Origin of the sequence: Bacillus sp. B25(2016b), from assembly GCF_001679765.1 — a bacterium.
Taxonomy (GTDB): domain Bacteria; phylum Bacillota; class Bacilli; order Bacillales; family Bacillaceae_G; genus Bacillus_A; species Bacillus_A thuringiensis_K.
In genome coordinates this window covers 631,766-657,979 of record NZ_CP016285.1, presented here as the reverse complement: position 1 = coordinate 657,979, position 26,214 = coordinate 631,766, and the positions used below count along the sequence as shown (strand labels likewise).

The following is a 26,214-nucleotide window of genomic DNA, read 5'->3' as shown; positions in this document are numbered from 1 at the left end:
GTTCAAAATGTTATCCGGTATTAGCCCCGGTTTCCCGGAGTTATCCCAGTCTTATGGGCAGGTTACCCACGTGTTACTCACCCGTCCGCCGCTAACTTCATAAGAGCAAGCTCTTAATCCATTCGCTCGACTTGCATGTATTAGGCACGCCGCCAGCGTTCATCCTGAGCCAGGATCAAACTCTCCAATAAAGTTAGTTTGTCTAGCATCTAAAATAAAAATTGACGTTTCACGTTGTTTGTTTCGTTCAGTTTTCAAAGAACTTGTCCGTCGCTTCAGAAGCGACTTCATCATATTAACATCTTCATTTTTCGATGTCAACTAAGTTTTAAAATTTCTTTTTTGTCGTTTTCTGCGTTTCCGCATCAGCGACGTTTATTAATATACCATCACACTTTTTAAATAACAAGTGTTTTTTTATAAAAATATAAAAAAATTATCTACCCTACTTTCTTCTATAGAAATAACTATTATCCTCTCTACTAAAAATAGTTATTCTGATTGTATACTACTACACTTCATTCAACAAAATTGAATTTCACAATACCTTCCCAAATTTTCATTCTCTTCTATATTAAGGTTTATAATAATTATCCTTCTATAAAATAACTATACAAATTAGCCGTAAGAAAAAATCCCATCTACATTAAACAGCCACTCACGCGCATTATCCCCTTCCTTCTCATTCGAAAATTCCCCCCTACAAATTAACAACATTCCAATCCTAATATAAACTTAAGGGTATTTTTAGAATTTTTTTACATTTAATTAATGAAAAATATCCATTTTTTGTTATATAGTAAGAAAGGACGCACTCAACTATAAATAAACCAATGGAGGAATTATTTTATGGATAGGTTAACAAAGTTTTCATTAAAAAACCGAGCTGCCATTATCATCATGATCTTTCTCATTTCCATACTCGGTGTTTATTCCGGCTCTAAATTACCTATGGAATTTTTACCAAGTATCGACAATCCGGCAATTACCGTCACAACCTTATCTCAAGGACTCGACGCTGAAACGATGACAAAGGATGTAACTGATCCTCTCGAAAAACAATTTCGCAATTTAGAACACGTCGACACCATTACTTCTTCTACATACGAGGGATTATCACGTATTGACATTGCGTATACATCAAAAGCAAACATGAAAGATGCAGCACGCGAAGTCGAAAAAGCCGTCAATATAATTAAATTACCTAAAGATGTAACCAAGCCCGTAGTTAGTCAATTAAACACTTCTATGATTCCACTCGCTCAAATTACTATCCAGAAACAAAACGGTTTTTCAAAAGCAGATGAAAAACAAATTGAAAAAGAAATCGTACCACAACTCGAAAACATTGATGGTGTTGCCAACGTTATGTTTTTCGGAAAATCCACCTCTGAATTATCTATCGTACTTGATCCGAACCAATTAAAAAATAAAAACGTAACATCACAGCAGGTACTAACTGTTTTACAAGGAAAAGAAACTTCTACTCCAGCTGGGGCAATTACTGTTAATCAGGAAGAATACAACCTCCGCGTCATTGGGGACATAAAAAATGTAAATGCCATTAAAAACATCACTGTGGCACCCCAGGTGAAATTGGAAGACATTGCTCAAATTGAAATTAAACAACACTACGATACAATCTCACATATAAACGGAGAAAAAGGCACAGGATTAATCATCATGAAAGAACCGAGTAAAAATGCAGTTGCCATTGGAAAAGAGATTGATAAAAAAGTTAAAGAGATAGATAAGGAATATAAAGATCAATTTTCTATTAAACTTTTGGCTTCAACCCATGAACAAGTTGAAAATGCTGTTACTAACATGGGAAAAGAAGTAATACTTGGAGCAATCGCTGCAACTCTAATTATCTTAATCTTTTTACGTAACTTCCGAACAACACTCATCGCTGTTGTCAGTATTCCATTATCTATTTTATTAACACTCTTTTTACTACATCAATCTAACATTACGCTTAACATTTTAACACTCGGTGGTTTAGCTGTTGCAGTTGGACGTCTCGTCGATGATAGTATCGTTGTCATCGAGAATATTTTCCGCCGTTTACAAAAAGATTCTTTCTCTAAAGATATCATTCTCGATGCAACGAAAGAAGTCGCAGTCGCAATTACTTCTTCTACTTTAACAACGGTTGCTGTTTTTTTACCTATCGGCCTCGTATCAGGAGCAATCGGAAAATTAATGTTACCTATGGTATTAGCAGTTGTATATTCTATTCTATCATCCTTAATCGTTGCACTAACAGTTGTTCCACTTATGGCTTTTTTACTACTCAAAAAAACAAAGCATCGAAAGCCAAGTTCTTCATCACGATATGTCGCTACGTTAAAGTGGGCTCTTTCTCATAAATTCATTATTCTACTTACTGCATTTTTATTATTTGTAGGATCAATTGCAGCCTATATATTACTACCGAAAGCAAACATAAAATCTGAAGACGACACAATGTTATCTATTAACATGACATTTCCAGCAGATTATAATGCTGAATCTCAAAAACAAAAAGCATTTGATTTTGAAAAGAAATTACTTTCTAATTCAGATATAACAGACGTTATTTTACGAATGGGATCTAGCGCAGAAGATGCACAATGGGGGCAAACAACTAAAAATAACCTCGCTAGTATATTCGTAGTCTTTAAAAAAGGTTCTGATATTGATCAATATATTAAAGAGTTAAAAAAGGAAAATAAAACTTTTGAACCTGCTGAACTTGATTATATAAAAACAAGTTATTCAAGCTCTGGCGGCGGCAATAACTTACAATTTAACGTAACAGCTACTAACGAAGCGAATTTAAAAGAGGCGGCTACTATCGTTGAAACAAAACTAAAAAGCATGGATGATCTTTCTAAAGTAAAAACAAATTTAGAAGACTCTAAGAAAGAATGGCAAATTCATATTGATCAAACAAAGGCTGAACAACTAGGTTTAACACCAGAAATAGCTGCGCAACAAGTAGCATTCCTTATGAAGAAATCACCTATTGGCGAAATTACAATTAATAACGAAAAAACTACTATTATGATAGAACACAAAAAAGAAAACATTAATAAACAAGAAGATATTTTAAATACAAACATGCTATCACCTATTAATGGCCCAATACCTTTAAAAGACATCGCAACTATTTCAGAAAAACAAACGCAAACAGAAATTTTCCATAAAGATGGAAAAGAAACAATCCAAATTACCGCCGAAGCTTCAAATGAAGATTTGAGCAAAGTAAACACAGCAGTAAATAAAGCGATAACTGACTTAGATTTACCTAGCGGTGCAAAAGTAAATATCGCAGGAGCTACTGAATCTATGCAAGAGAATTTTACGGATTTATTCAAAATTATGGGGATTGCAATCGGTATTGTATATTTAATTATGGTTATCACCTTCGGGCAAGCACGTGCTCCTTTTGCAATCCTATTCTCCTTGCCGCTAGCTGCTGTCGGTGGTATTTTAGGATTAATCATTTCACGAACACCTGTTGATGTAAATTCCTTAATTGGCGCATTAATGTTAATCGGTATTGTTGTTACAAACGCTATTGTATTAATAGAAAGAGTCCAACAAAATCGGGAACACGGAATGGAAACAAGAGAAGCCTTACTTGAAGCAGGTTCTACTAGACTACGCCCAATTATTATGACAGCTATTACAACAATCGTTGCTATGCTCCCACTCCTATTTGGCCAATCCCAAGCAGGAAGTATGGTATCAAAAAGTTTAGCCGTCGTTGTCATCGGTGGTTTGGCAGTCTCAACTGTTCTTACATTAGTAGTCGTTCCAGTTATGTATGAACTGTTAGATAAAATTGGGAGAAAAAGACGCTCCCGCAGGAAAATCAGCACTTCTACAGAAACACCTGATATTTAAAAACAAAAGGCGTTATCTTCAAAAATGAAGATAACGCCTTTTCTCTACTTAATCATATAATGCATCATTTTTTCCACATATCGCTCTATAGGTTTACTAGAATCCACAATCCAAATTACATCTGTTCGTCTTTATAATTAATTACAAATTCAACAATCATTACATCCATTCCTTCTATATTAAAATACAAAAGAACCCCCTACTTATAAATAGAGAGTTCTCCTTTGTAACTTATGCCGCTTTTACCTTCTTCGTCGTTTTACTTTTTCTTTTCGTTCCTGTAAAACGCTTGTGTAATATAGACGCTACCAAGCGTGAAATAACATTGAATAATAATACCATAATAATTAATACAGCTGCAGATTTTGTCGCAATCAACTTCGCATCTGGAATAACTCCTTCAGAATTTAATTTCCAAATGTGAACCGCTAATGTTTCAGCTGGTCTAAACGGATTTAAAGGATGCGCAGGACTTGAGAAATCCGCTGCTGAATTTAAAATCGGCGATGTTAAACCCGCTGTGTAAATTAATGCTGCCGCTTCTCCAAATATACGACCCGCCGCTAAAATAATACCTGTAATAATTTGCGGTAATGACGATGGGATAATAATACGAGCAATCGTTTGCCACTTCGTTGCACCTAATCCAAGACTTGCCTCTTTTACATTATGAGGAACTTCTGAAATCGCATTTTCACAAACACGTGTTAAACCTGGTAAATTTAAAATAGTTAAAGCAAGAGCACCACCCATTACTGTGTATCCCCAGCCTGTCATTGTAACGAACACTAACAAACCGAATAAACCAACAACAATCGAAGGTAAAGACGCCATTGTCTCAATACATAAACGAACAAAATTTAAAAAACGTCCTTGTTTTGCGTACTCCGCTAAATATATTCCAGCACCTAAACCAAGAGGAATAGATATAACAAGCGTTATAACAAGCATGTAGAAGGAATTGAATAACTGTGGACCAATCCCACCACCAGCTCTTGTATTACTTGGTTCTCCAAACAAGAAATTAGGATCCCAAAATCCCCATCCCTTTTGCAGAATTTCAAACACTAAGAATACTAGTAAAGCTACAACAAAAGCTGCAACTGCATAAAAGATACCTGTCCAAACTTTATTTACCGTTCTTGCATTCATTATTATCGCTCACCTCTTTGCCCAATCGCTCGAATTACTAAAATAAACAGGAATGAAATAACAAGTAAAATCATCGCTAAAGTCCATAGCGCATTGTTCCAAGCAGTTCCGTTTAATGTATTTGTCATGTCCATTGTCAAAATACCAGTTAACGTTGCTGTCGGACTGTATATTCCTTCTGGTAATTTAATTGTGTTCCCGATTACCATTTGAACCGCTAATGCTTCACCAAAAGCACGCGCTAAACCTAAAACAATACCTGTTAAAATCCCTTTTTTCGCAGCAGGAACAATCACTCGGCTAACCGCTTGCCATTTCGTTGACCCTAAACCATAAGAAGCTTCTAAATAATCAAATGGAACAGAGCGTATTGCATCAGAAGCGATACTAGCAATAGTAGGTAAAATCATAATACTTAATACAACAATACCTGCAATTAAACTAAAGCCCACTCCTCCAAACGAATCACGTAATAGCGGCACTAAAATCGTAACCCCTAATAACCCGTATACAACCGAAGGAATACCAACTAATAATTCTAAAACAGGCTTCAATACTTTATTTCCAAACTTCGGCGAAATTAAATTCATGAATATAGCAAGAGCTATAGCAATTGGCGCACTAATAATAACCGCACCTAACGAAACCACTGTTGAACCTACAATGAAAATCAAAGCCCCGAAGGTTCCTTCGTCAGCATTTGGATTCCATTTTGTGGATGTTAACATCTCAGTAAATGAAATACCGCTTTGTGTAAAAGATTGAATACCTTTACCACAAATAAACGCGATAATAGCTAATGTAATTAAAACAATAAAAATACCACAAAACGTAACAAGCGATCTTCCTATATATTCACTTTTTACGTAATTAATTTGTTTTTTCCCCTTCATCACAGGTCAGACCCCACTTCATAGATTGAAATGAACAGGACTGGCCTTGCAGCCAGCCCCATAAACTTTATTACTTATTTAATTTAGACATTGGGATGTAACCCATATCTTCTACTTGCTTTTCAAAGTCTTTACCTTTTACATAATCAATGTAAGCTTTTGTTGCTTCTTTCGCTTCACCTTTTGTTACCATGTACTCGTAAGACCAGAATGGATATTTACCAGACGAAATGTTTTCAACTTTTGGTTCAGCACCATCAATTTTCACTGTTTGTAGTGCACCTTTTTTGTCGCCAACCATGTAAGACATCGCTAAATAACTTACTGAACCTGGAGTAGAGTTAATCGCTTGCTCTACTGCACCGTTAGAATCTTGTGTCGTACCAGTTCCATCATTAATCTTTGCTTCTTTCATAACTGTCTTTTCAAATGTAGCACGTGTACCAGATGAAGCCGGACGGTTAATTACGTTGATTTTTTCATCTTTCCCGCCTACCTCTTTCCAGTTTGTTACTTTTCCAGTGAAGATATCTTGTACTTGTTGCACTGTTAAGTTATCAACTTTTACATCTTTATTTACGACAAGTGCGAATGCAATACCCGCAACCTTGTTATCTACTAATTCTTTCGCTTTTTCAGCATCTTTTATTTTATCTCCTGATGGAACATCTGAATTACCAATTTGTACTGCACCCGATGCTACTTGGTTAATCCCAGTTCCACTACCGCCACCTTGTACTTGAATAGAAACTTTTGAATTTTTCTCCATGAATTTCTTTCCAGCTTCCTCCGCAAGAGGTAGAAGAGCTGTAGAACCAGCTGCTGCAATCGTACCTGATAACTCTTGTTTTGTATTATCGCTTCCTTTAGCAGTTTCTTTACTAGCTGTATCTTCTGCTTTCCCACATCCAACTAACGCTCCTGCCACCACTAAAGCTGCTAAAGAAAATTTAATACCTTTTTTCATAACCATGTCTTGTACCCCCATTTGGATTATCGCTTTTCGAATTCATTTTCTTTCGAACACAAATTCATTGTAGGACAACAATATTATGTGAGTGTTAAGCAATTTTTAATTTTAAGTAAATGACGATAATACTCTTTAAAAGCTAGGAATCCCAACATTTATAGTTAAAGAATCCAACAAAAACCACACTAACTATGCTGTAATGTAAATTTATTCTTAACAATGTAAATTCAATGTAAATGTTTTTCTATCTTTTCCCTTTCTAGTTAAAGTTAGATTTACAATTCCGCGCATTTTGTAACTTTTACACGCCTAATTTGTGAACATTAAAAAGAATTTCAGTAATATTTTTTAGTACAACTAAATAAATTGGAACAATTCTAAAATTAAATGAATATTTTTAAAGTACTAATTGACAACATAATCCAACGTGGTCTACTATATTACTAACAAAAAGTTTACCTTAGGAAACTTTTTAAACTTAAACTAACAATATAGAGATGAGGTAACTTTTATGGTATCGGCTAATACAAAACCACTTTCCGAATTTAGAACAGGAGAGTTTGTACAAATTGAGAAGATACAATTAGAAGGAACTATGAAACGACGTTTATTAGATTTGGGATTTATCCCTGGGGCAACGATTAAAGTATTGCAACGCAGTCCACTTGGAGATCCAGTTGCTTATCAAGTAAGCAACACAACTATTGCACTGCGCAAAGAAGAAAGTTCCCTTATTTTCGGGGTATTAATAGGAGATGATTTCAGATGAGCAAACATCGTATCGCTTTAGCTGGTAACCCGAATACCGGGAAAAGTACATTATTTAATACTTTAACAGGCTTAAAACAACATACTGGCAACTGGACGGGAAAAACTGTTTTAAAAGCTGAAGGGGAATATGAACATAACGGAAGTAAATATACATTAATAGATTTACCTGGAACTTACTCACTATATTCAAACTCTGCGGATGAAGAAGTAGCAAGGGATTATATTATATTTGAAAAACCAGAAGTAACTGTAGTCGTTGTAGATGCAACTGCAATGGAAAGAAATTTAAATTTAGCACTTCAAGTGATTGAAATGACGAGTAACGTAGTCATTTGTATTAACTTAATTGATGAAGCTGAGAAAAAAGGCATCGTTATCGATGAAAAGAAATTAGCAAAATCACTTGGTGTGCCTGTCGTTAAAATTTCAGCACGTAACCGAGTAGGTATTGGTCATTTGCTGAATGTTATTGCAAAAGTAGCAAATAAAAAACTAATTCCAACACCAATTAAAATTACTTACAGCGAAAAAATCGAAAATATGATTCAGGAATTAGAACCACAAATTTATAAAGTGTTCGGTGATACGTATCCAGCACGTTGGATTGCGTTACGTATACTAGATGGAGATAAAAATTTCTTAACTACACTTCAAAAACACCATAATGAACCACTTGTAAGGGAGGTCGTAATTAATGGAATCTCACTCAGCCAGTAAAGCTCTTCCATTAGACTATATTATTCAACATGCACAAACACTTTCAAAAGAAGATATACGAGATGATATAGTCGGAGATATTTACCGAACATCTGCAAGCATATGTAAAGAATCCGTCCAATATACAAATACTGATAAATTATATCGTTCCGAAAAACTAGATAAAGTTTTCACATCTCCAATATGGGGATTCCCAATTATGCTTGGTATTTTATCTATTATTTTTTATCTTACAATTGCAGGCGCTAACGTACCATCTGATATGATTGCCGAATTCTTCGGATGGGCCGAAGGATATTTAACATCTTGGTTCCAAGCAGCACATGCACCTGAATGGTTACACGGCATTTTAATACTTGGTTTATTCCGTGGTATCGGTGCTGTTATTAGCGTTATGTTACCACCTATGGCAATCTTTTTCCCTATGTTCGCGCTATTAGAAAACTACGGATACTTACCACGTGTCGCGTTTAATATGGACCGCTTATTCAAACGATCCGGTGCACACGGGAAACAATCTTTAACAATGGCAATGGGATTTGGTTGTAATGCAGCAGCCATTATGTCAACACGTATCATTGAATCACCACGTGAACGTATGCTAGCAATCTTAACAAACAACTTCGTACCTTGTAACGGTCGCTGGCCTATGTTAATTTTAATGGCCTCATTATTTATGGCTGCTGGTTATACAGGTAGTATGCAAACACTTGTTACTGCCGGCGTTGTAGTTGGAATGGTTGTAATTGGTATTATTATGACATTAACCGTTTCTTGGGTACTATCAAAAACAGCTTTAAAAGGCGTTCCAACTCACTACACACTTGAGTTACCGCCGTACCGTAAGCCAAAGGTTTGGAATACAATTGTGCGTGCAACACTCGATAAATCAGTCTATGTTTTAAAACGAGCTGTTGTTGTAGCTGCCCCTGCGGCTGCATTAACTTGGTTACTAGCTAATATTTTCATCGGTGATACAAGTCTACTTATGTATTTTGTAAACTTCCTGGATCCATTCGCTAAAATGTTAGGACTTGATGGCTTTATTCTAGCTGCGTTCATTCTTGGACTACCAGCAAATGAAATTGTTATCCCAATTTTATTAATGTCTTACTTATCAACCGGGGCTTTAACTGAAATAGATGATTTTAATCAAATTAAAAATTTATTCTTAGAAAATGGTTGGACTTGGTTAACAGCGTTAAACACAATGTTGTTCTCACTTCTTCATTTCCCATGTGGAACAACACTGGTTAACATATATAAAGAAACAAAAAGTGCAAAATGGACATTCTTATCGTTTGCAATCCCTACCGTTATCGCTATTGTTGTGACATTCCTCTCTACACAATTGGTACATTGGTTAGGGCTTGTATAAAGCAAAGCATACATAGAAGGTATCCCCCTTCACATATGCTTTGTATAAAAGAAACCTGAAATCATTCAGGTTTCTTTTTTTGCACATCAGTATTCCAAGGTTGCGCTCCATACGTTGTGAGTTTCTTATGAATAAAGTATATGGCTCCTGGAAGAATCGCTATTAATATTGTGCAACTAATTCCTAATCCAGTAAACAACTTCCATCACCTTACTTCACTTTCTTTGGTAATGCTGAACCTGAATGTTCAATTGTTGGATCAACGTGAACATTAATTTCAGCATTACTAAAATAATTCTGACCTTGATCCCAATTCTTACTAATTTTCTTCCACTCTTTATAATTATGCCTCTTATATACCTCTCCTAATTCCAATACATCTACCTTATATTTTTTTTGAACAAGCTGTATAGACTTTTCAATACGCTTCTTCATTTCCTTTGAAATCTCTTTCTTTAAAAACTTTTCATTCATCACTTGTTTCGGTTCATTAAAATGTAACTCAGCTAATATGCCTTCTGTGGACAAATGAATATCAAACTTCGGTTTTGTAGCATTTTCAGTAGACACCTGAATCTTTCGGCGCAACTTATGAATTTCATATGTAATGAGCTGATTCTTTTTACGAACAGTAAAGAAACCTCCAATTTTTTTACCTATTACATAGTTCATTCCTAATGTTTGTTCTCCACTCAAAGTTCCAACACACTTATTATCCTTTCCACGGATCAATGCCGCTCCTTCCATTTGTACTCCTTGTTTAGTTAATCCTAAGAGAGGTAATGCAAAACTTCGATCTGCGATCATTTTCCCTTGTACCTCACCAATTCTCGCCGCCTCAATCATTTGAGCGTTTTTCGGAGGATGTTCAGCTAACATATCAATGTACTGCGCCGGTAAGTTTTCAGGTTTGGCGCTCTGTTTTAAAATAGATTCTGCATTTTTCTTGGAAACGAACAAACGAATATTTCTTCTCATTTCATGATCACGAAAATATACATCTAACGTATTTTGCAAAACATACGGATTCGCTAGTAATTCATCCGAAAAAATAATGACTTGTATATGCGGAAAAAATAATGTTCGACTAATTTTTTTAGCAATTATTCTTATTTGCTCGAAGACGCTATCTGCTTTCGCACTTACGTTAATATAATTTTCACTATCTCCATCGCCCTGTCCACCTTGTTGTGCTAACTTACTGGGAAGTACCATCTGATACGTCCCTTTCATAATCGGATTTGATTTCTTTTTCTTCACAATATCGTAAGCTGCGCCTACTACAAATCCTCTTTCTTCTATTTCTTCTAGTTCAGAACACCCACTTATAAATCCAGCTAAAACCATAACCATTATAATTTTAAGAAGGTTTTTCATTTCTACCATTCCTTCTTTTCATTTTATATACAATAAAAACTAGCAAAGGAGCTAATACGACAAACCCCATATCTATCCACGCTAAATACGTTCCGTAACTTGATAACGTATCTAAATTACCAGGGAGCATATTCAGCATAAAAATCAGAGGCGCGCTTCCGAAAATAAAAATATGTTTCTTCACTTTCGGAAACATGGCACAAAACAATAAAGATGCGACGTCATAATACATTGCTGTAGTGTTATAAATAGTAATAATCCAAGTCGTAAAAAAAATTGCATCGAACCTTTCTAAAAAGCCTCCACCAATTTCAATTTCTTTCCCTAATTCAATTGTTGGATATGTCAATCCACGAGTTGTCATATACGTAAAAACACTAATACAAGTTACATAAATTAAAATATATGAGAGCACATTTACTATCACGGCTTTTGCAACTGCCATTGGTGCCTTTTTCGCTGTCTTATCATTCAACAACACAGCATAAAACAGAGCTACCTCAAATCCAATAAATGTGAATATAGAATTTTTAACCCCAACAGCGTACTGACTTACTTCCGTTTGAAAAGCTGGAAATAAATTGTTTATTTCCATTAAATTTATATTCAATAAAGAAAGAAGCACTATCGCAATTAAAACAATAGGTAAAAATAGAACATTTAACCTTAATAAGGCCGCTCTTGATCCTGCTATTCCGTAAATAACAACTAGTAAGAAGAAGAAAGACAGTAGTTGTATCGGTGTCTCACTAAATAAATACGTTTGAGAAATAATTGAAATCATTCGCGATTCATATGCTGTCAAAGCAGCAAACGTTAATACTAAAACCATACTAATCGTGTATGCTACCGGCTTTGTCAAATGTGCACTCGTATATTGAACAAAGTTTTGTTTTGGAAATAAAATAGCCACCCTCGTTACAAACCAGCCTAAAACTGCACATATCAATCCACCCAAAAGCAAAATAATCCAACCATCTGAAAATAAAGTTTGGTTAGCAATATCCCTTGGCATAGATAATGCTCCTATACCAATAATGGTCGATGATACCGCAAACCCAATTTCCCGAGATCCAATTTCTTCATCGCCATACTCAAATGGTTTCAATTATTTTCGCTCCTTTGGACGTACTGTAGAATCTTTCGTTTGTAAATATTCCGGTCTCTCTTTCAACATTGATTTTGGCATGCGAATAAACTCCTCTTTCCAATCTTTATAAAATGCAGGAGCAATTGGAGTTGTATACGGTACACCAACACTTGTTAAATTTGTAATATGAACAGCAAGCGCAATAAGAGCTAGAATGATTCCATACAACCCAAAAGCCGTTGCTGCTAATACAAAGACGAAAAGTAAAATCCGAAACGTAATTGTGATGCTATACACTGGAAGTGAAAATGTAGCAATAGCTGTAACCGCAATAATGATAACTAAAAATGGATTTACAATTCCTGCATTCACCGCTGCCTCTCCAATTACAAGACCACCTACAATCCCAATTGTTTGCCCCATCGGTTTCGGCAACCTAATTCCTGCTTCTCGTATTAGCTCCATCGTTAATGCCATCATTAACGTTTCAATATATGCAGGAAACGGAACCCCTTCTCTTGCTCCAGCAATTGAATAAGCCAATTTAGAAGGAATAAGTCCTTGATGATATGAGACGAGCGCTACATACATCGCTGGCATTAAAATCGCAATTATACCAGAACCCATCCGCAAAATTCTTAATAAAGTCCCAATTACCCAGCGCTCATAATGATCTTCCACAGATTGAAAAATATCAACAAATACTAATGGCGCAATAAGAGCAAACGGTGATCCATCCACTAAAATAGCCGCCTTACCTTTCATTAATGAGGCCACAATATTATCAGGCCTTTCTGTGTTCAAAAATTGTGGAAACGGTGACAAATTATTATCTTGAATTAACTGCTCAATCGTTCCCGTCTCAAAAACGACATCTGTCACTATTGATTGAAGACGCCGATCTAACTCTTTTACAATGTAAGGATTAATAACGTCTTCTACATATACTAAAGTTACTTCTTTTTGGGATCTCTTCCCTATAATATAAGATTGAAATCTCAGCTTTGGGTCACGTAAACTACGGCGAATTAACATTTTATTCACGTTAATATCTTCATTTAATCCGATCCTCGGTCCACGTATTAAATCTTCTGTCACTGGTGGTTCTAAACTTCTCTTCTCCCAAGCCCTACTATTAATAACGATAGCAGTTTGAATATTATCAATTAATATAACTGTATCTCCCGCTAAAATCGCATTCATAATGTCTGGAAACTTCGTCTTTACACCAACTTCTGCGATAGAAATAAAACGATCCAATAACGTTTGAACAACGGCTTCCTCACTTGGAATTTCTTCGTATTGCAGCGTACGAACGACATATTTATAAACATTATCCTTGTCTGTTAACCCACATAAAAACACAACCGCACAACGTGTAAAACTCCCAGCAAGAGCAACTTCTCTAATTGTTAAATCATTAGGTGAACCTAACTCATCCCTAATTTCTTTCATAACTTCAAATAAGTTACCTTCAAGCTCTAACAATTTCCCCACCTAACTTCCTTTTCAACAAGTTTTTAGTTAGATTCCGCTAATAGAAGAAAATATATACAAAAAAGAGCTATCTCTTTTCAAAGATGGCTCTAATAAACGAATTACTTTTCTACTATTATGCTGTTTTTCTTTATAGATACACTTTTTGTAAATCCACTAACTACAAACATCACAATCATATTAATTAACAATGCGACTATACCTACATTTAAATCTTTTATAGACTGCGGAAAACTCGGAAACATCGTAGCTATATTAGAGCCCGATAAAGTGATATATGCAACAACTAATAACCCCATTCCCATTCCTGCAATCGCTCCTTGCTTCGTAATAACCTGACGTGGAAACAAGCTACATACAAGTGCAGGGAAAAGTTGTGTAACAATACTGTACCCCATTAATAGAAGGGCTCCTATTGTTTCTCCTCCTTTAAATGTAAATAAAACTGCTACGAGCGTTACTACAGGTACAAATAACTTTGCAGCTTTAGCAACTTGTCTATCTGAAGCAGATGGAACCATCGTTCGATAAATATTTTTCGCTAACAGTGTAGAAGCCGCCATAACAAGCATAGAGCCTGGAACTAACGCCGTTAATACTCCCGCACTACCAATAATTCCAATAAACCAAGGATCAAAAGTTTGTAAAGCAAGACGGAATAACGAAAGATCCACATCCGCTCCCTTTAACCCAGGAACTTGCAATATAGCAGCAAACCCTGCAAAAAATACGAAAAGTAACACTAAAGAATACAATGGCATAATTGCTGCATTTTTACGAAATACTTTTTCATTTTTTGCAGAAAAAGCAGAAGCAAATGTATGAGGCCACATATAAAAACCTAGGGCCGTTAATATAATAGTAGAAACAAACCAAGAAATACTCATTCCTTCTTCAGGTAAAGATAAAAATCCCGGCTTCGCTGCTTCTACAGCCTCAAACATAGGCTGAAATCCTCCATAATAATGATACGGTAAATATATACCTAAAAACATAACGATAAACAGTATCATAATATCCTTCAAAGCAGCCGTCCAAGCCGAACCGTGTATACCTGAAACCATTACATATATAGTTATAACAATAGCACCAATCCATACTGCAACAACAGGTGACACCCTTCCGTAAGAAGCTTCTGAAACGATAATCCCTAGTCCCTTTAACTGTAAAACAAGATATGGGATGATGGAAACAACACCAACAACTGAAACAATAAGTCCAAGAGCTTTACTTCTATATTTCTTCGCAAAAAAATCCGACTGCGAAACAAGGTTATGCTCTTTCGCATACTTCCAAATTGGTGGTAATAAAAAATACGATAAAAGATAAGCTAAAGCACCATATCCCAAAATATAAAAGGTAGGTGCTCCTTTACTATACGCCCAGCCGCTTCCCCCTAAAAATGTAAACGTCGTATAAATCTCACCTGCCATCAGGAGAAAAACAAAAATAGTGCCAAATCCTCTTCCCCCAACTGACCATTGCTCTAAATTCATATCTTTTCCATGTTGTGCCCGAATCCCTAAAAATAGTGCGAGAAACAAAAATAAAATAATGATAAGTAATGCAGTCATTTTACATCCTCCTTATTAGCAGGATCAAACACGTACACAAGCCCCATACAAAGAGATGTAATAAACACTGATAATAATACCCAAAATAATAAAAATGGCATCCCTAATACGTAAGGAGTAACTGAATTCGCAAATATTGGCCCAACTACTAAACAAAGAACTGGGATAAGCGCTAGAATGTGTATTTTCTTCATCTCATTCTCCTTTACTTATAAAGTTCATAATGGCTGATACAAAGACTTCCACTCCAATCGGTAATGCATCTTCGTCAATCGTAAAACGAGGGTGATGATGAGGATATATAATACCTTTCTCTTTATTTCCCGCTCCGATAAAAAAGAATGCCCCTGGTGCCTTTTGTAAAAACGCTGAAAAATCTTCTCCAGCCATCGTCGGCTGCAAACGAACAACTCTATCTCTTCCATAAAGTTGTAATGCCGTTTGTTCAATAAGCTCTGTAACTTCATAATTATTTACAACTGGTCGATATCCATATTCATAAGAAAACGTATATTTCGCTCCGTAAGATTCCGTAATATGCTTCACAATCCGCTCAATCTTCTTCTCTGTTTCACCTCGTAACTCATGTCTTAAACTCCTCACTGTCCCTTCAATCTCCGCTTGCTCTGGTATTACATTATGAGTTGTCCCCGCATGAAATTGCGTAACGGATATTACGAGAGAATCTAATGGATTCGTGAGGCGAGATACAATTTGCTGAAGTTGCGAAACGACTTGTGTACCGATTGCGATACTATCTACCGTTTCATGAGGGATTCCAGCATGTCCACCTTTTCCCTCTATCCTAATTTTAAAAACATCCGGTGCAGCCATTGCAGGACCATAAATAACGCCTATTTTCCCAACCTCTAACGACGCCCAAAGGTGAGCACCAATGATATAATCCACACCTTCCATTACACCTGCCGCAATCATTTCCTCTGCACCACCAGGAAAATTTTCTTCAGCATGTTGGAATAGAAAACGAATCTCCCCTTTAATCTTCTCTCTTGCTTCTACTAACTTATGTACAACCCCAAGTAATATCGCTATATGTCCATCATGGCCACATGCATGCATTACACCTGGATATTTAGAAATAAAGTCAAACTCATTTTCTTCATGAATAGGAAGAGCATCCATATCGGCTCGAACCGCAACTGTTTTGCCCGGCTGTTTACCTACTAACTTTGCCATCACACTATATTTAGTCGGCCGTGACACTTCTAAATATGGGCATTTCCGAAGTATATCGAACACAAACTGCGATGTTTTTTCTTCTTGAAAAGATAACTCTGGATACTTATGAAAATGCCTTCTCCACTCAACTAACTGATTTTTTGACAAAACAAGTTCCTTTGCAACATCCATACCCCTTCACTCCTTCTTCACCAAGTTAAATGTTATTATAACGTGAATTGTTAACTTTTAAAAGAATCTTCTGAATTTTCAATTACAATAAAACAAAAAGAAAAAGCCATCCAAAAGATGACTTTTTCTTTATTATAAAATAGTAATCGCTTGTTTTCCCATTTGCTCCCAAGCTTTCTCAAATTCTGCTCGTGGAACAGCCAAACGTGGATTATTTTTCAGAGGATCATTTACATATACAAAGTTTTGATCATATCCAATTACTACTGCACTATGCTCATAATATGTAATTTTCACTTCGCCTGAACTCGTATTCCATGTTTCAAAACTACTTTCAGCTAGCGGCTTAAACGTCGTATTAATAATGACCCATACCGGGGAGCCAGAACTAATTACTTTATATATATCTTGCATGTCTCTACCTGTTAAATTAATTACTTTTTCAGGAACATATTTTTCTGCTAAATCAAAGATTGGTTTATTGTATACACCATATCCAGGCTTTGCCTTTGTATAAATATTTCCTACAAATCCCTCGTAAGGATTTCCACGCAAACCATTTTGTTCAAATGGAACACGATAAATTTCGCTAGCAAGTTGCATCTTATCTACTTGTACACCTTTATATTGCAGCAACATAGCTAAACTTGTCACTTCACATCCTCGAGGTAATTCTGGTAATTGTTTAATAAACGGAACATCTTCAATCATAGCTGCTTCTTTCATTTCAGATAGAAACTCTAAGCGTAAAACTTGCGCCTTTTGCATGATTTTATCTTTCCCTATAAAAAATGCAGCAACAAGTATAATACCAAAAACAAAAAGATATTTTAACTTTTTCATTATAAACAAAACTCCATTAATTATTATTTTACAGACACAACTCTTATCATTGTACCTTTCTTCTTACTAGTTTGCTAGAAAGATCATGTGAATTATCGCTCATAAAATTAATTGTAAAAATTCTAATTATTTTTAATAAAAAGAAAAATAAATATACATTTCCAGAATATTTTGCTAAAATCAAAATTGTTAACATAGTGAAGATATCACCATGTTAACAAACATTCTTAGAGTATTTAGTCATAGTTCGTTTTTTACATACTCCATTCATTTCATAGCAAATAAACCGAGTGTGTGTTGCATCCCCCACTAATGATTAAAAACTCAGAATAAAATGAAGTTCACACATTCAAGAAAATACGGGGTGAGGGGCATATGAATCAACAAATTGAACAAACAAATTTAAAACGAACAATGAAAAGTAGACACCTATTTATGATTGCACTCGGTGGTGTTATCGGAACCGGGCTATTTATGGGATCTGGTCAAATCGTCCATAATGCCGGACCTGGTGGCGCTATTCTTGCATTTTTAGTCGGTGGATTTGTTATGTATTTAACGATGTTATGTCTTGGTGAATTATCTGTTGCTATGCCAGAAGCAGGTTCATTCCAAAGCTATGCAAGCAAATTCATTTCACCTGGTTTTGGATTTGTTGTCGGTTGGATGTATTGGTTAAATTGGGCTGTTACAGTTGGTGTAGAGTTAACAACTGTAAGTATTTTAATGAAACGCTGGTTTCCAGACGTTTCTTCATGGATTTGGTGCGTTACATTTGCAGCAGCGCTCTTCCTCGTAAACGCTTTATCAGCAAAAGCATATGCAGAAGCAGAGTTTTGGTTCGCAAGTGTAAAAGTCGCAACAATCGTTATTTTCATTGTACTTGGTGGGGCTGTTATGTTCGGTTTACTAGACTTTAATGGAAAGCCAGCTCCGATGCTTCATAATTTCACTGAAAATGGCGGGCTATTTCCAAATGGTGCATTAGCTGTTCTTCTTACGATGATTACAGTAAATTACTCCTTCCAAGGAACAGAATTAATCGGAATCGCTTCAGGAGAAAGTGAAAATCCTGAAAAAACAATTCCAAAAGCGATCAAAAATACAATTTGGCGAACTCTCTTCTTCTTCGTCTTAGCGATATCAGTTGTTGTAGGTTTACTCCCATGGCAAGAGGCTAATCTAGTCGAAAGTCCGTTTGTACTTGTTTTTGATGTAGCCGGTGTCCCATATGCAGCGGACATTATGAACTTTGTTATTATTACAGCTGTATTATCCGTTGCTAACTCTGGTCTATACGCAAATTCTCGTATGCTGTGGGCGATGGCAAAACAAGGAATGGCAAGCCCAGCATTTACGAAATTAACTAAAAAAGGTGTACCGCTAAATGCATTAATTTTCAGTCTGATTTTTGCTAGCCTTTCCTTATTAACAAGTGTATTTGCAGCAGATACTGTCTTTCTAGTTTTAACATCTATTGCAGCAATGGCTGCCGTTGTCGTTTGGATGTCAATCGCCGCTTCACAGTTTTTCTTCCGTAGAAATTTCGTGAAAAATGGTGGCGACATAAATGATTTAAAATATCGTACACCGCTCTATCCACTAGTTCCAATCGTAGCGTTCTCGCTCAATTTCATTACATTTGTTAGTTTGGCTTTCATTCCAGATCAAAGAATTGCTCTTTATTGTGGCATTCCATTTATGATTATTTGTTACATTTTATACCAAGTTAAATATAAAAAAATTGTCACACTTGAACAGCCGCGAACTGTCACACGATAAATAAACTAAATATACAAAACATTCAGCTATCTTCCTTATGATAAGATAGCTTTTTTCTATTTCTTGGATATCCTGGTATAACTTTATTTATCTTAAAATTTTCACAATCACGTTTTTCTCTGGAAAATAGTTTACAATGTAATCAAGTTACAAATGATATTCACCTTAAAAAGTGTGCATTTGTGTCTATTTTTTAACAATATATCAAAAACTATTGCCTTCTATAAATTAATAGGTTTATATTGTTTTATTGGCATAGTTTCAATCCAAGGAGAAAGGAGATTTTCAATCGTGCAACTAAAGAAAGCGTTTTGGAAGTTGGCTTCGCTTCTTCCGTTATCATTACTTCTGTTCCTCGGTGGCTGTGATAAAAAACTCGCAGTATTAAATCCGCAAGGACCTGTTGCAAAAGCACAGTATGATTTAATTGTTTGGTCATTCTTGCTTATGTCATTAATTATCGCAATTGTATTCATTCTGTTTACAGTCATCTTGATTCGTTATCGTGAAAAACCAGAGAATATGGACTATGAGCCACCTGAACAACACGGTAACACATTACTAGAAATTATTTGGACGCTTGTTCCTGTTATTATCGTTATCGCATTATCGATTCCAACAGTAAAAGCAACTTATGCTTCTGAAGAGGTGCCGAAAGAGTCCAAACATATTAAACCAGTTGAAATTTATGTTACATCTGCAAACTGGAAATGGTTATTCAGTTACCCAGAGGAAAAAATTGAAACCGTTAACTATTTAAACATCCCAGCTGGTGTACCAATTCAATTCAAACTGACTTCTGTCGGCCCAATGAATGCTTTCTGGGTACCAGAACTTGGTGGTATGAAGTACACAATGGATGGCATGATTATGGATCTTTATTTACAAGCTGATAAGCCAGGTTCTTACCTAGGTCGTAGCGCGAACTTCTCTGGTGAAGGATTCACACACATGGAGTTCGAAGTTGAAGCAAAAACTAAAGAGAAATATGACAAGTGGGTTAAAGAAGTACAACAAACTGCTCCTAAACTAACAGAAGATAAGTACAACGAAATTGTTAAACCTGGTGTAGTTGGTCGTATGACATTCTCTAGTCACCACTTAAGTTATGTAGATCCAAAATCACTTGAATATTGTGATTACAACTACTACAAAAACAAAAAATAATAGCTAGTATTCCAACAGATTGGAGTGAACACAGTGAAGCTTGATGAATTCTTTGTCACAGGTGACCCGATTATTTACGGTGCAGACGCTTCTATCGTTCTTGTGACATTAGCAATCATTTTCGTACTAACAAAGTATAAAAAATGGAAATGGCTTTGGGACGAATGGTTGACAACTGTTGACCATAAAAAAATCGGAGCTATGTATATTATTTCTGCGGTTATCATGTTATTCCGTGGTGGTATGGATGGTTTAATGATCCGTGCACAGTTAACATTCCCAGAAACAACTTATTTAAACGCTGAACACTATAACGGGATCTTTACAACACACGGTACAGTAATGATTCTTTTCATGGCAATGCCATTCGTTATGGGATTAATGAACCTTGTAGTACCATTACAAATTGGTGCTCGTGACGTTGCATATCCGTTCTTAAATGCTTTAAGTTTCTGGTTATTCTTTGTCGGAGCAATGTTATTCAACATCGCTTTCGTAATCGGTGGTTCTCCAGACGCTGGGTGGACTTCTTACTTCCCAATGGCAGGTACAGAGTTTACTTCTGGTGTAGGAAATAACTACTACGCAATTGCATTACAGATTTCAGGTCTCGGTACGTTAATGACAGGTATTAACTTCCTTGTTACTATCTTAAAAATGCGTACACCTGGTATGACTTTAATGAGAATGCCAATGTTTACTTGGTCAATCTTAATTACAACAATTATCATTATTTTCGCTTTCCCAGTATTAACAGTTGCTCTTGCATTAATGACATTTGACCGTCTATTCGATGCTCACTTCTTTACGATGGCGAGCGGCGGTATGCCAATGTTATGGGCCAACCTATTCTGGGTATGGGGTCACCCTGAAGTATATATCGTTATTTTACCGGCATTCGGTATTTTCTCTGAAATCATTAGTACATTCTCACGTAAGCGTCTATTCGGTTACAGTGCGATGGTATACTCAATGGTTGCAATTTCTTTACTAAGTTTCGTCGTATGGCTTCACCACTTCTTCACGATGGGTGCAGGTCCAGCGGTTAACTCATTCTTCTCGATTTCGACAATGGCGATTTCGATTCCAACCGGTGTTAAGATCTTTAACTGGTTGTTTACGCTGTATAAAGGACGTATTCGTTTTACAGTTCCAATGCTTTGGTCATTGGCATTTATTCCAAACTTCGTAGTCGGTGGGGTTACAGGGGTTATGCTTGGTATGGCAGCAGCTGATTATCAGTACCATAACAGCTACTTCTTAATTGCTCACTTCCACTACGTATTAATCGCAGGTACAGTATTCGCTATGCTTGCTGGATTTACATTCTGGTATCCAAAAATGACTGGTCATATGTTAAATGAACGCCTAGGTAAATGGACATTCTGGATCTTTATGAGCGGATTCAACATCTGTTTCTTCCCAATGTACTTCTTAGGTTTAGATGGTATGACTCGTCGTATGTACACTTACTCTGAAAGTCTTGGATGGGGATGGCTAAACCAAATCGCATCTGTTGGTGCGGTAATGATGGGTATTGGTTTCCTACTTCTTTGTTACAACGTAATTTGGAGTGCTCGTCACGGTGAACGTGACACAACTGGAGATCCATGGGATGGCCGTACACTTGAATGGGCTACTCAATCTCCTGTACAACATTACAACTTCGCGAAACTTCCTGAAATTAAAGAAGCTGATGCTTTCTGGTACATGAAGAAGCGCGGGGAAACAGTTACACCAGCAGAAGAAGACATCAAACCAATTCACATGCCAAGTAACTCTGGTGTGCCTATTATTGCGTCTGGATTCTTCGGTCTTGCAGGTTTCGCATTAGTATTTAGCTGGTTCTGGCTTGCAGCAATCGGCGGCATTGGTATTTTAGCTTGCTTAATCTATCGTTCATTCGATTACGATGAAGGTTACTATATTAGTGTTGATGAAATTAAAAAATCAGAACATGTAGCATGAGAGGTGAAATGATATGGCGGCTTTAGATAAAAGCTTACCTTTGGAATATCAATCCGAACAAAGCAGATTGAATATCCTAGGATTCTGGATTTTTCTTGGGGCTGAAATTATGCTGTTCGCAACACTTTTCGCCTCTTATCTAGTACTTGCTGGTCGTACGGCAGATGGTCCAACACCAGCACAACTGTTTGAACTTAAAACGCTTTTAATTCAAACATTACTACTTTTAACAAGTAGTTTCACATGTGGTATCGTGATTCACGAAATGCGTAAGCACAACCAAAAAGCGATGCTTGGATGGTTCGTCCTTACATTACTTTTAGGTGCAGGCTTCCTATTCTTCGAGATTGAAGAGTTCATTATGTATATTGGTGAAGGCGCAACAATTCAAACAAGTGCTTTCCTATCTGGATTCTTCGTTCTTCTTGGAACGCACGGAGCCCACGTAACAGGCGGTATCATTTGGGCAATTTGTGTTATTATCCAAATTTTAAAACGAGGTTTAACACCAGTTACAGCTCGTAAAGTATTTATTATCAGCTTATACTGGCATTTCCTTGATCTAGTTTGGGTCTTTATTTACACACTAGTTTACTTGAACGGGATGGTGGCGTAAATGAGTCAAAATAACAATCAAGCAAACGGGCATGCGCATAGCGGATTCCCTTGGTCACACGTTTTCGGATTTATTTTATCGCTTGCACTAACGTTTCTAGCTCTATACGTGGCACTTTACACAAACCTGCCACTATCAACGATCTTAACTACCATTATCATAATGGCTGTTGCGCAAGCGTTGTTACAATTAATTATGTTCATGCATTTAAAAGAAGGAGAAGGAAGAGTTCAAATTCTTACTATGATCTACAGTTTCTTCGTTGCAACCGCAACTGTTGGTTTAACTGTATGGATCTTCTTCTCAATGTAATGTACATGAAAAGGACTGCTGAGATTGCTCAGCAGTCCTTTTTTTATCCTCTCCCCTATTACATCCACATTACGGAATTAACAACATAATCATGAAAAATATACTTATTATGACAAATGTTAAGAAAACTCTTTCTTTATGAAATCGAATCCATATGCGTTGCTTTTCTACCTATTATATGGCTAAATAGGTACTATATTTATTTGAAGGGAGAGAACGCAATGGAACATCATACTTCTGTTCTATCACTTATGGTTGTCGTTGCAATCGCGTTTTTCGTTCCCCTTTTGTTACAACGCTTTAAATTAAAAGCACTTCCTGTGGTCGTTGCAGAAATTATTGCAGGAATCTTTGTAGGTAAAAGTGGGTTTAATATTATTGAGCCAGATATATGGCTTCAAGTTTTATCAACATTAGGATTTATCTTCCTCATGTTCTTAAGCGGTTTAGAAATTGATTTTTCTATCTTTAAACAAAAAGGGAAAAAGAATACGACAAACGAACCAAATACATTTCAAGCAGCAAGCATTATCTTCTTATTTATTTTCATCTTATCTTATGCCCTATCATTACTATTCGTATGGCTAGGATTCGTAGATAATGCAATGTTCATGACTTTAATTATTTCAACTATTTCTTTAGGTGTTGTTGTACCAACATTAAAAGAGAACAGCCTAGGAAAAACTGCAATCGGACAAATCATTTTATTAGTTGCTGTTATTGCAGATTTAGTTACAATGATTTTACTCGCTGTTTTCGTCGGATTAAATTCCGAAAGCGGCCAAAGTATGTGGCTCTTACTTATTCTATTCGGTGCCGGTATTATCATTTACTTTATTGCAAAACGCTTTAAAAACATTCCATACTTAGATAGTTTAAAAGCTGGTAGTGTACAAATTGATACACGAGCTGTTTTTGCACTCATTTTAATCTTAGTTGGGTTATCGGAATCTGTTGGAGCAGAAAATATTTTAGGAGCCTTCTTAGCAGGTGTACTTGTATCGTTATTATCACCAAATGAAGATATGGTGGAAAAACTTGATTCTATCGGCTATGGTTTCTTCATCCCTATTTTCTTCGTAATGGTTGGTGTAAATCTAGAGGTGTGGTCTATTTTCAAAGAACCTTCTAGCATGCTAATGATCCCAATCTTAATTGTAGGACTCTTTATTTCGAAACTCTTACCATCACTCGTCTTAAGAAAATGGTATCCACGTAATATCGTACTTGGAAGTGCAATTTTATTAACATCGACACTTTCTTTAGTTATTGCGGCTGCACAAATTGGTGAAAAACTGGGGATTATCAGTCCAAGTTTATCTGCCTCTCTTATTTTAAGCGCAGTTATTACTTGTATTTTTGCACCTATATTGTTTAAAAAAATGTTCCCAAAAGTAGAAACACCAAAACCAAAAGTAGCTATTATTGGCGCGAGCAGAATTACCCTTCCGTTATCACTAGATTTAAAACGAGAAGATTATGACGTAACGCTATATATGATGCGGCAAAACAAAATAAATGATGAAGAAGCGAAATCACACGACTTTCCTATCGTGAAATTAGATGATATTACAATCGCATCATTAACTGAACAAACAGCATTTGATGCAGATCGCGTCGTTGTTGCAACAAGCGATGATGAACAAAACTTATTATTGGCAGAACATGCAAAAGAGCTAGGTGTTGAACATGTTATTGCAAGTGTAGAAGATCCACTTCTACAAGAAAAAGCAACGCAAGAACATATCGCTGTATTCTCAACAATTAACTCTACACGTATTTTATTACGTGCACTTATTGATAAACCTAGTCTCGTTCGCTTAATTACAACAGCAAACGAAACAGTACGTGAAGTTGAACTGCGCAGCAATAAATATAACGGCGTTGCGCTTCGCCGCCTCCCGTTTTTAGGTGATGTACTTGTCATTCAAATCTACCGCGGTAACAAAGCATTAATACCACATGGTGATACAAGACTACAACACGGTGACACATTACTTGTAACAGGTTCAAAAGAACATATCGATACACTAAAAAACATATTAGAGTAAAAAAATGCCCCTCACATAATTGAGGGGCATTTTTTTAACTTCATATGGTAAAATGTTACTATCACATATTATGAGGATGGATCACATTATGTCTATTGTAACTTTAGCTCTTTTATTATTAGCAGAAATACTCATTGCCATTATTCTCATCGGTGTTAGTATTGAGATTTGTAGTTACGGATGGAAAAAATCGAATGGAATAAAATATTCTTGCCTCCTACTTTCACTCCTTCTCGGAACTGCTAGCATACTCGGACTTCTCGCCGCACCTGCTTATTTCTTTATACAATTAACAGAAAAAGCCTTATAAGAAAGGATGTTAATATGATTATCGTGAAAAATATTGAGGGATCTGAAACTTACGTATTACGTCAAAAAATTTTACGCCCCAATCAAACATTAGCAGATTGTAAATATCCTTCCGATTATGAAACAGACACCTTCCACTTAGGCGCATTTATAAACGATGAACTAATTAGTATCGCTTCCTTCTCAAAAGAAATATATCCTGACCTACCAGCCGGTATTCATTATCGTCTACGAGGAATGGCCACATTACCTGAGTTTCGAAACAACCACGCTGGAAGCTCCTTAATTCAGAATGCAGAACAAATCTTACAAGAGCGTCAAGCAAATATGTTATGGTGTAATGGCCGAATTACTGTAGCTGACTATTACAAGCGCTTAGGCTTTCAGGAACATGGTGAAATTTTTGAAATTGAACCAATTGGCCTTCATAAAGTTTTGTATAAAAAGATATAAGAAAAGCTTTCCTCAATACAGGAAAGCCT

Annotated in this window: 22 protein-coding genes; 12 read left to right on the top strand and 10 right to left on the bottom strand. The window is 36.1% G+C overall.

Going from position 1 to position 26,214, the window contains the following annotated elements; all coding sequences use genetic code 11:
- Positions 1-849 precede the first annotated feature (849 nt).
- A complete protein-coding gene (locus BAQ53_RS03360; protein WP_208906482.1) occupies positions 850-3,894 on the top strand; it encodes an efflux RND transporter permease subunit in 3,045 nt (1,014 codons plus the stop codon).
- Between the two features lie 231 nt (positions 3,895-4,125).
- Here the strand turns inward: BAQ53_RS03360 and pstA are convergent, their stop codons facing one another.
- From pstA to BAQ53_RS03345, 3 genes are all read right to left on the bottom strand, one after another.
- Positions 4,126-5,046 carry a phosphate ABC transporter permease PstA gene (pstA, locus tag BAQ53_RS03355; RefSeq protein ID WP_000994135.1) on the bottom strand — a complete coding sequence of 307 codons (921 nt, stop codon included), beginning with the start codon at positions 5,044-5,046 and terminating at the stop codon, positions 4,126-4,128.
- A gap of 2 nt (positions 5,047-5,048) precedes the next feature.
- On the bottom strand, positions 5,049-5,939 hold the full coding sequence (gene pstC / locus BAQ53_RS03350; RefSeq protein WP_000676674.1) for a phosphate ABC transporter permease subunit PstC: 891 nt from the start codon (positions 5,937-5,939) through the stop codon (positions 5,049-5,051).
- Between the two features lie 70 nt (positions 5,940-6,009).
- Entirely contained in the window at positions 6,010-6,912 is a 903-nt protein-coding gene (locus BAQ53_RS03345; protein ID WP_000245105.1) for a phosphate ABC transporter substrate-binding protein PstS family protein, read from the bottom strand.
- Between the two features lie 508 nt (positions 6,913-7,420).
- Here BAQ53_RS03345 and BAQ53_RS03340 point away from each other — a divergent pair.
- The 3 genes from BAQ53_RS03340 to BAQ53_RS03330 are packed head-to-tail and all read left to right on the top strand — an operon-like array spanning position 7,421 to position 9,775.
- Positions 7,421-7,678 carry a FeoA family protein gene (locus BAQ53_RS03340; protein WP_000252992.1) on the top strand — a complete coding sequence of 86 codons (258 nt, stop codon included), beginning with the start codon at positions 7,421-7,423 and terminating at the stop codon, positions 7,676-7,678.
- Positions 7,675-8,397, top strand: coding sequence for a FeoB small GTPase domain-containing protein (locus BAQ53_RS03335; RefSeq protein ID WP_000033859.1), 723 nt, complete (start codon positions 7,675-7,677; stop codon positions 8,395-8,397). Before BAQ53_RS03340 ends, BAQ53_RS03335 begins: the two co-directional genes overlap by 4 nt.
- Positions 8,375-9,775: a nucleoside recognition domain-containing protein gene (locus tag BAQ53_RS03330; RefSeq protein WP_000443617.1), complete on the top strand. Its 1,401-nt coding sequence runs from the start codon at positions 8,375-8,377 to the stop codon at positions 9,773-9,775. Before BAQ53_RS03335 ends, BAQ53_RS03330 begins: the two co-directional genes overlap by 23 nt.
- A 210-nt stretch (positions 9,776-9,985) precedes the next feature.
- On the opposite strand, the gene gerLC is transcribed toward BAQ53_RS03330, so the two are convergent.
- From gerLC to BAQ53_RS03295, 7 genes are all read right to left on the bottom strand, one after another.
- Positions 9,986-11,152 (bottom strand): spore germination protein GerLC, encoded by a 1,167-nt coding sequence (gene gerLC / locus BAQ53_RS03325; protein WP_000793363.1) that lies wholly within the window; start codon positions 11,150-11,152, stop codon positions 9,986-9,988.
- Complete coding sequence (gene gerLB, locus BAQ53_RS03320; RefSeq protein ID WP_000801999.1) at positions 11,136-12,260, bottom strand: spore germination protein GerLB; 1,125 nt, start codon at positions 12,258-12,260, stop codon at positions 11,136-11,138. The genes gerLC and gerLB overlap by 17 nt, the downstream gene beginning before the upstream one ends.
- Positions 12,261-13,739: a spore germination protein GerLA gene (gerLA, locus tag BAQ53_RS03315; RefSeq protein WP_003300032.1), complete on the bottom strand. Its 1,479-nt coding sequence runs from the start codon at positions 13,737-13,739 to the stop codon at positions 12,261-12,263.
- Positions 13,740-13,840: 101 nt separating this feature from the next.
- Entirely contained in the window at positions 13,841-15,313 is a 1,473-nt protein-coding gene (locus BAQ53_RS03310; RefSeq protein ID WP_000125940.1) for a sodium:solute symporter family protein, read from the bottom strand.
- Positions 15,310-15,507: a DUF3311 domain-containing protein gene (locus tag BAQ53_RS03305; RefSeq protein ID WP_000719836.1), complete on the bottom strand. Its 198-nt coding sequence runs from the start codon at positions 15,505-15,507 to the stop codon at positions 15,310-15,312. The genes BAQ53_RS03310 and BAQ53_RS03305 overlap by 4 nt, the downstream gene beginning before the upstream one ends.
- Position 15,508: 1 nt before the next feature.
- The gene (locus tag BAQ53_RS03300) at positions 15,509-16,684 is read right to left on the bottom strand and encodes an amidohydrolase (RefSeq protein WP_000382121.1); all 1,176 of its coding nucleotides are present in this window, start codon (positions 16,682-16,684) and stop codon (positions 15,509-15,511) included.
- Between the two features lie 132 nt (positions 16,685-16,816).
- Entirely contained in the window at positions 16,817-17,527 is a 711-nt protein-coding gene (locus BAQ53_RS03295) for a C39 family peptidase (RefSeq protein WP_000734496.1), read from the bottom strand.
- Positions 17,528-17,902: 375 nt separating this feature from the next.
- Here BAQ53_RS03295 and BAQ53_RS03290 point away from each other — a divergent pair, with 375 nt between their 5' ends.
- From BAQ53_RS03290 to BAQ53_RS03255, 8 genes are all read left to right on the top strand, one after another.
- Entirely contained in the window at positions 17,903-19,309 is a 1,407-nt protein-coding gene (locus tag BAQ53_RS03290; protein ID WP_001075768.1) for an amino acid permease, read from the top strand.
- 291 nt (positions 19,310-19,600) lie between these two features.
- Positions 19,601-20,476, top strand: a complete 876-nt coding sequence (locus tag BAQ53_RS03285; protein WP_001176167.1) for a cytochrome aa3 quinol oxidase subunit II — start codon at positions 19,601-19,603, stop codon at positions 20,474-20,476.
- 33 nt (positions 20,477-20,509) lie between these two features.
- Positions 20,510-22,444 (top strand): cytochrome aa3 quinol oxidase subunit I, encoded by a 1,935-nt coding sequence (gene qoxB, locus BAQ53_RS03280; RefSeq protein ID WP_000762377.1) that lies wholly within the window; start codon positions 20,510-20,512, stop codon positions 22,442-22,444.
- Positions 22,445-22,457: 13 nt separating this feature from the next.
- Positions 22,458-23,060, top strand: coding sequence for a cytochrome aa3 quinol oxidase subunit III (gene qoxC, locus BAQ53_RS03275; RefSeq protein WP_000729317.1), 603 nt, complete (start codon positions 22,458-22,460; stop codon positions 23,058-23,060).
- Positions 23,061-23,372, top strand: coding sequence for a cytochrome aa3 quinol oxidase subunit IV (qoxD, locus tag BAQ53_RS03270; protein WP_000081349.1), 312 nt, complete (start codon positions 23,061-23,063; stop codon positions 23,370-23,372).
- A 221-nt stretch (positions 23,373-23,593) separates the two neighbouring features.
- Positions 23,594-25,423: a monovalent cation:proton antiporter family protein gene (locus BAQ53_RS03265; protein ID WP_208906481.1), complete on the top strand. Its 1,830-nt coding sequence runs from the start codon at positions 23,594-23,596 to the stop codon at positions 25,421-25,423.
- A 52-nt stretch (positions 25,424-25,475) separates the two neighbouring features.
- A complete protein-coding gene (locus BAQ53_RS03260) occupies positions 25,476-25,733 on the top strand; it encodes a DUF4022 family protein (RefSeq protein ID WP_003300023.1) in 258 nt (85 codons plus the stop codon).
- A 14-nt stretch (positions 25,734-25,747) separates the two neighbouring features.
- The gene (locus tag BAQ53_RS03255) at positions 25,748-26,185 is read left to right on the top strand and encodes a GNAT family N-acetyltransferase (RefSeq protein ID WP_000587679.1); all 438 of its coding nucleotides are present in this window, start codon (positions 25,748-25,750) and stop codon (positions 26,183-26,185) included.
- Positions 26,186-26,214 lie beyond the last annotated feature (29 nt).

Excerpts from the sequence above, each read along its gene's own strand:
- BAQ53_RS03360 (WP_208906482.1), top strand. The coding sequence starts at position 850 with ATGGATAGGTTAACAAAGTTTTCATTAAAAAACCGAGCTGCCATTATC.
- pstA (WP_000994135.1), bottom strand. The coding sequence starts at position 5,046 with ATGAATGCAAGAACGGTAAATAAAGTTTGGACAGGTATCTTTTATGCA.
- pstC (WP_000676674.1), bottom strand. The coding sequence starts at position 5,939 with ATGAAGGGGAAAAAACAAATTAATTACGTAAAAAGTGAATATATAGGA.
- BAQ53_RS03345 (WP_000245105.1), bottom strand. The coding sequence starts at position 6,912 with ATGGTTATGAAAAAAGGTATTAAATTTTCTTTAGCAGCTTTAGTGGTG.
- BAQ53_RS03340 (WP_000252992.1), top strand. The coding sequence starts at position 7,421 with ATGGTATCGGCTAATACAAAACCACTTTCCGAATTTAGAACAGGAGAG.
- BAQ53_RS03335 (WP_000033859.1), top strand. The coding sequence starts at position 7,675 with ATGAGCAAACATCGTATCGCTTTAGCTGGTAACCCGAATACCGGGAAA.
- BAQ53_RS03330 (WP_000443617.1), top strand. The coding sequence starts at position 8,375 with ATGGAATCTCACTCAGCCAGTAAAGCTCTTCCATTAGACTATATTATT.
- gerLC (WP_000793363.1), bottom strand. The coding sequence starts at position 11,152 with ATGAAAAACCTTCTTAAAATTATAATGGTTATGGTTTTAGCTGGATTT.
- BAQ53_RS03310 (WP_000125940.1), bottom strand. The coding sequence starts at position 15,313 with ATGACTGCATTACTTATCATTATTTTATTTTTGTTTCTCGCACTATTT.
- BAQ53_RS03305 (WP_000719836.1), bottom strand. The coding sequence starts at position 15,507 with ATGAAGAAAATACACATTCTAGCGCTTATCCCAGTTCTTTGTTTAGTA.
- BAQ53_RS03300 (WP_000382121.1), bottom strand. The coding sequence starts at position 16,684 with ATGGATGTTGCAAAGGAACTTGTTTTGTCAAAAAATCAGTTAGTTGAG.
- BAQ53_RS03295 (WP_000734496.1), bottom strand. The coding sequence starts at position 17,527 with ATGAAAAAGTTAAAATATCTTTTTGTTTTTGGTATTATACTTGTTGCT.
- BAQ53_RS03290 (WP_001075768.1), top strand. The coding sequence starts at position 17,903 with ATGAATCAACAAATTGAACAAACAAATTTAAAACGAACAATGAAAAGT.
- qoxC (WP_000729317.1), top strand. The coding sequence starts at position 22,458 with ATGGCGGCTTTAGATAAAAGCTTACCTTTGGAATATCAATCCGAACAA.
- qoxD (WP_000081349.1), top strand. The coding sequence starts at position 23,061 with ATGAGTCAAAATAACAATCAAGCAAACGGGCATGCGCATAGCGGATTC.
- BAQ53_RS03265 (WP_208906481.1), top strand. The coding sequence starts at position 23,594 with ATGGAACATCATACTTCTGTTCTATCACTTATGGTTGTCGTTGCAATC.
- BAQ53_RS03260 (WP_003300023.1), top strand. The coding sequence starts at position 25,476 with ATGTTACTATCACATATTATGAGGATGGATCACATTATGTCTATTGTA.
- BAQ53_RS03255 (WP_000587679.1), top strand. The coding sequence starts at position 25,748 with ATGATTATCGTGAAAAATATTGAGGGATCTGAAACTTACGTATTACGT.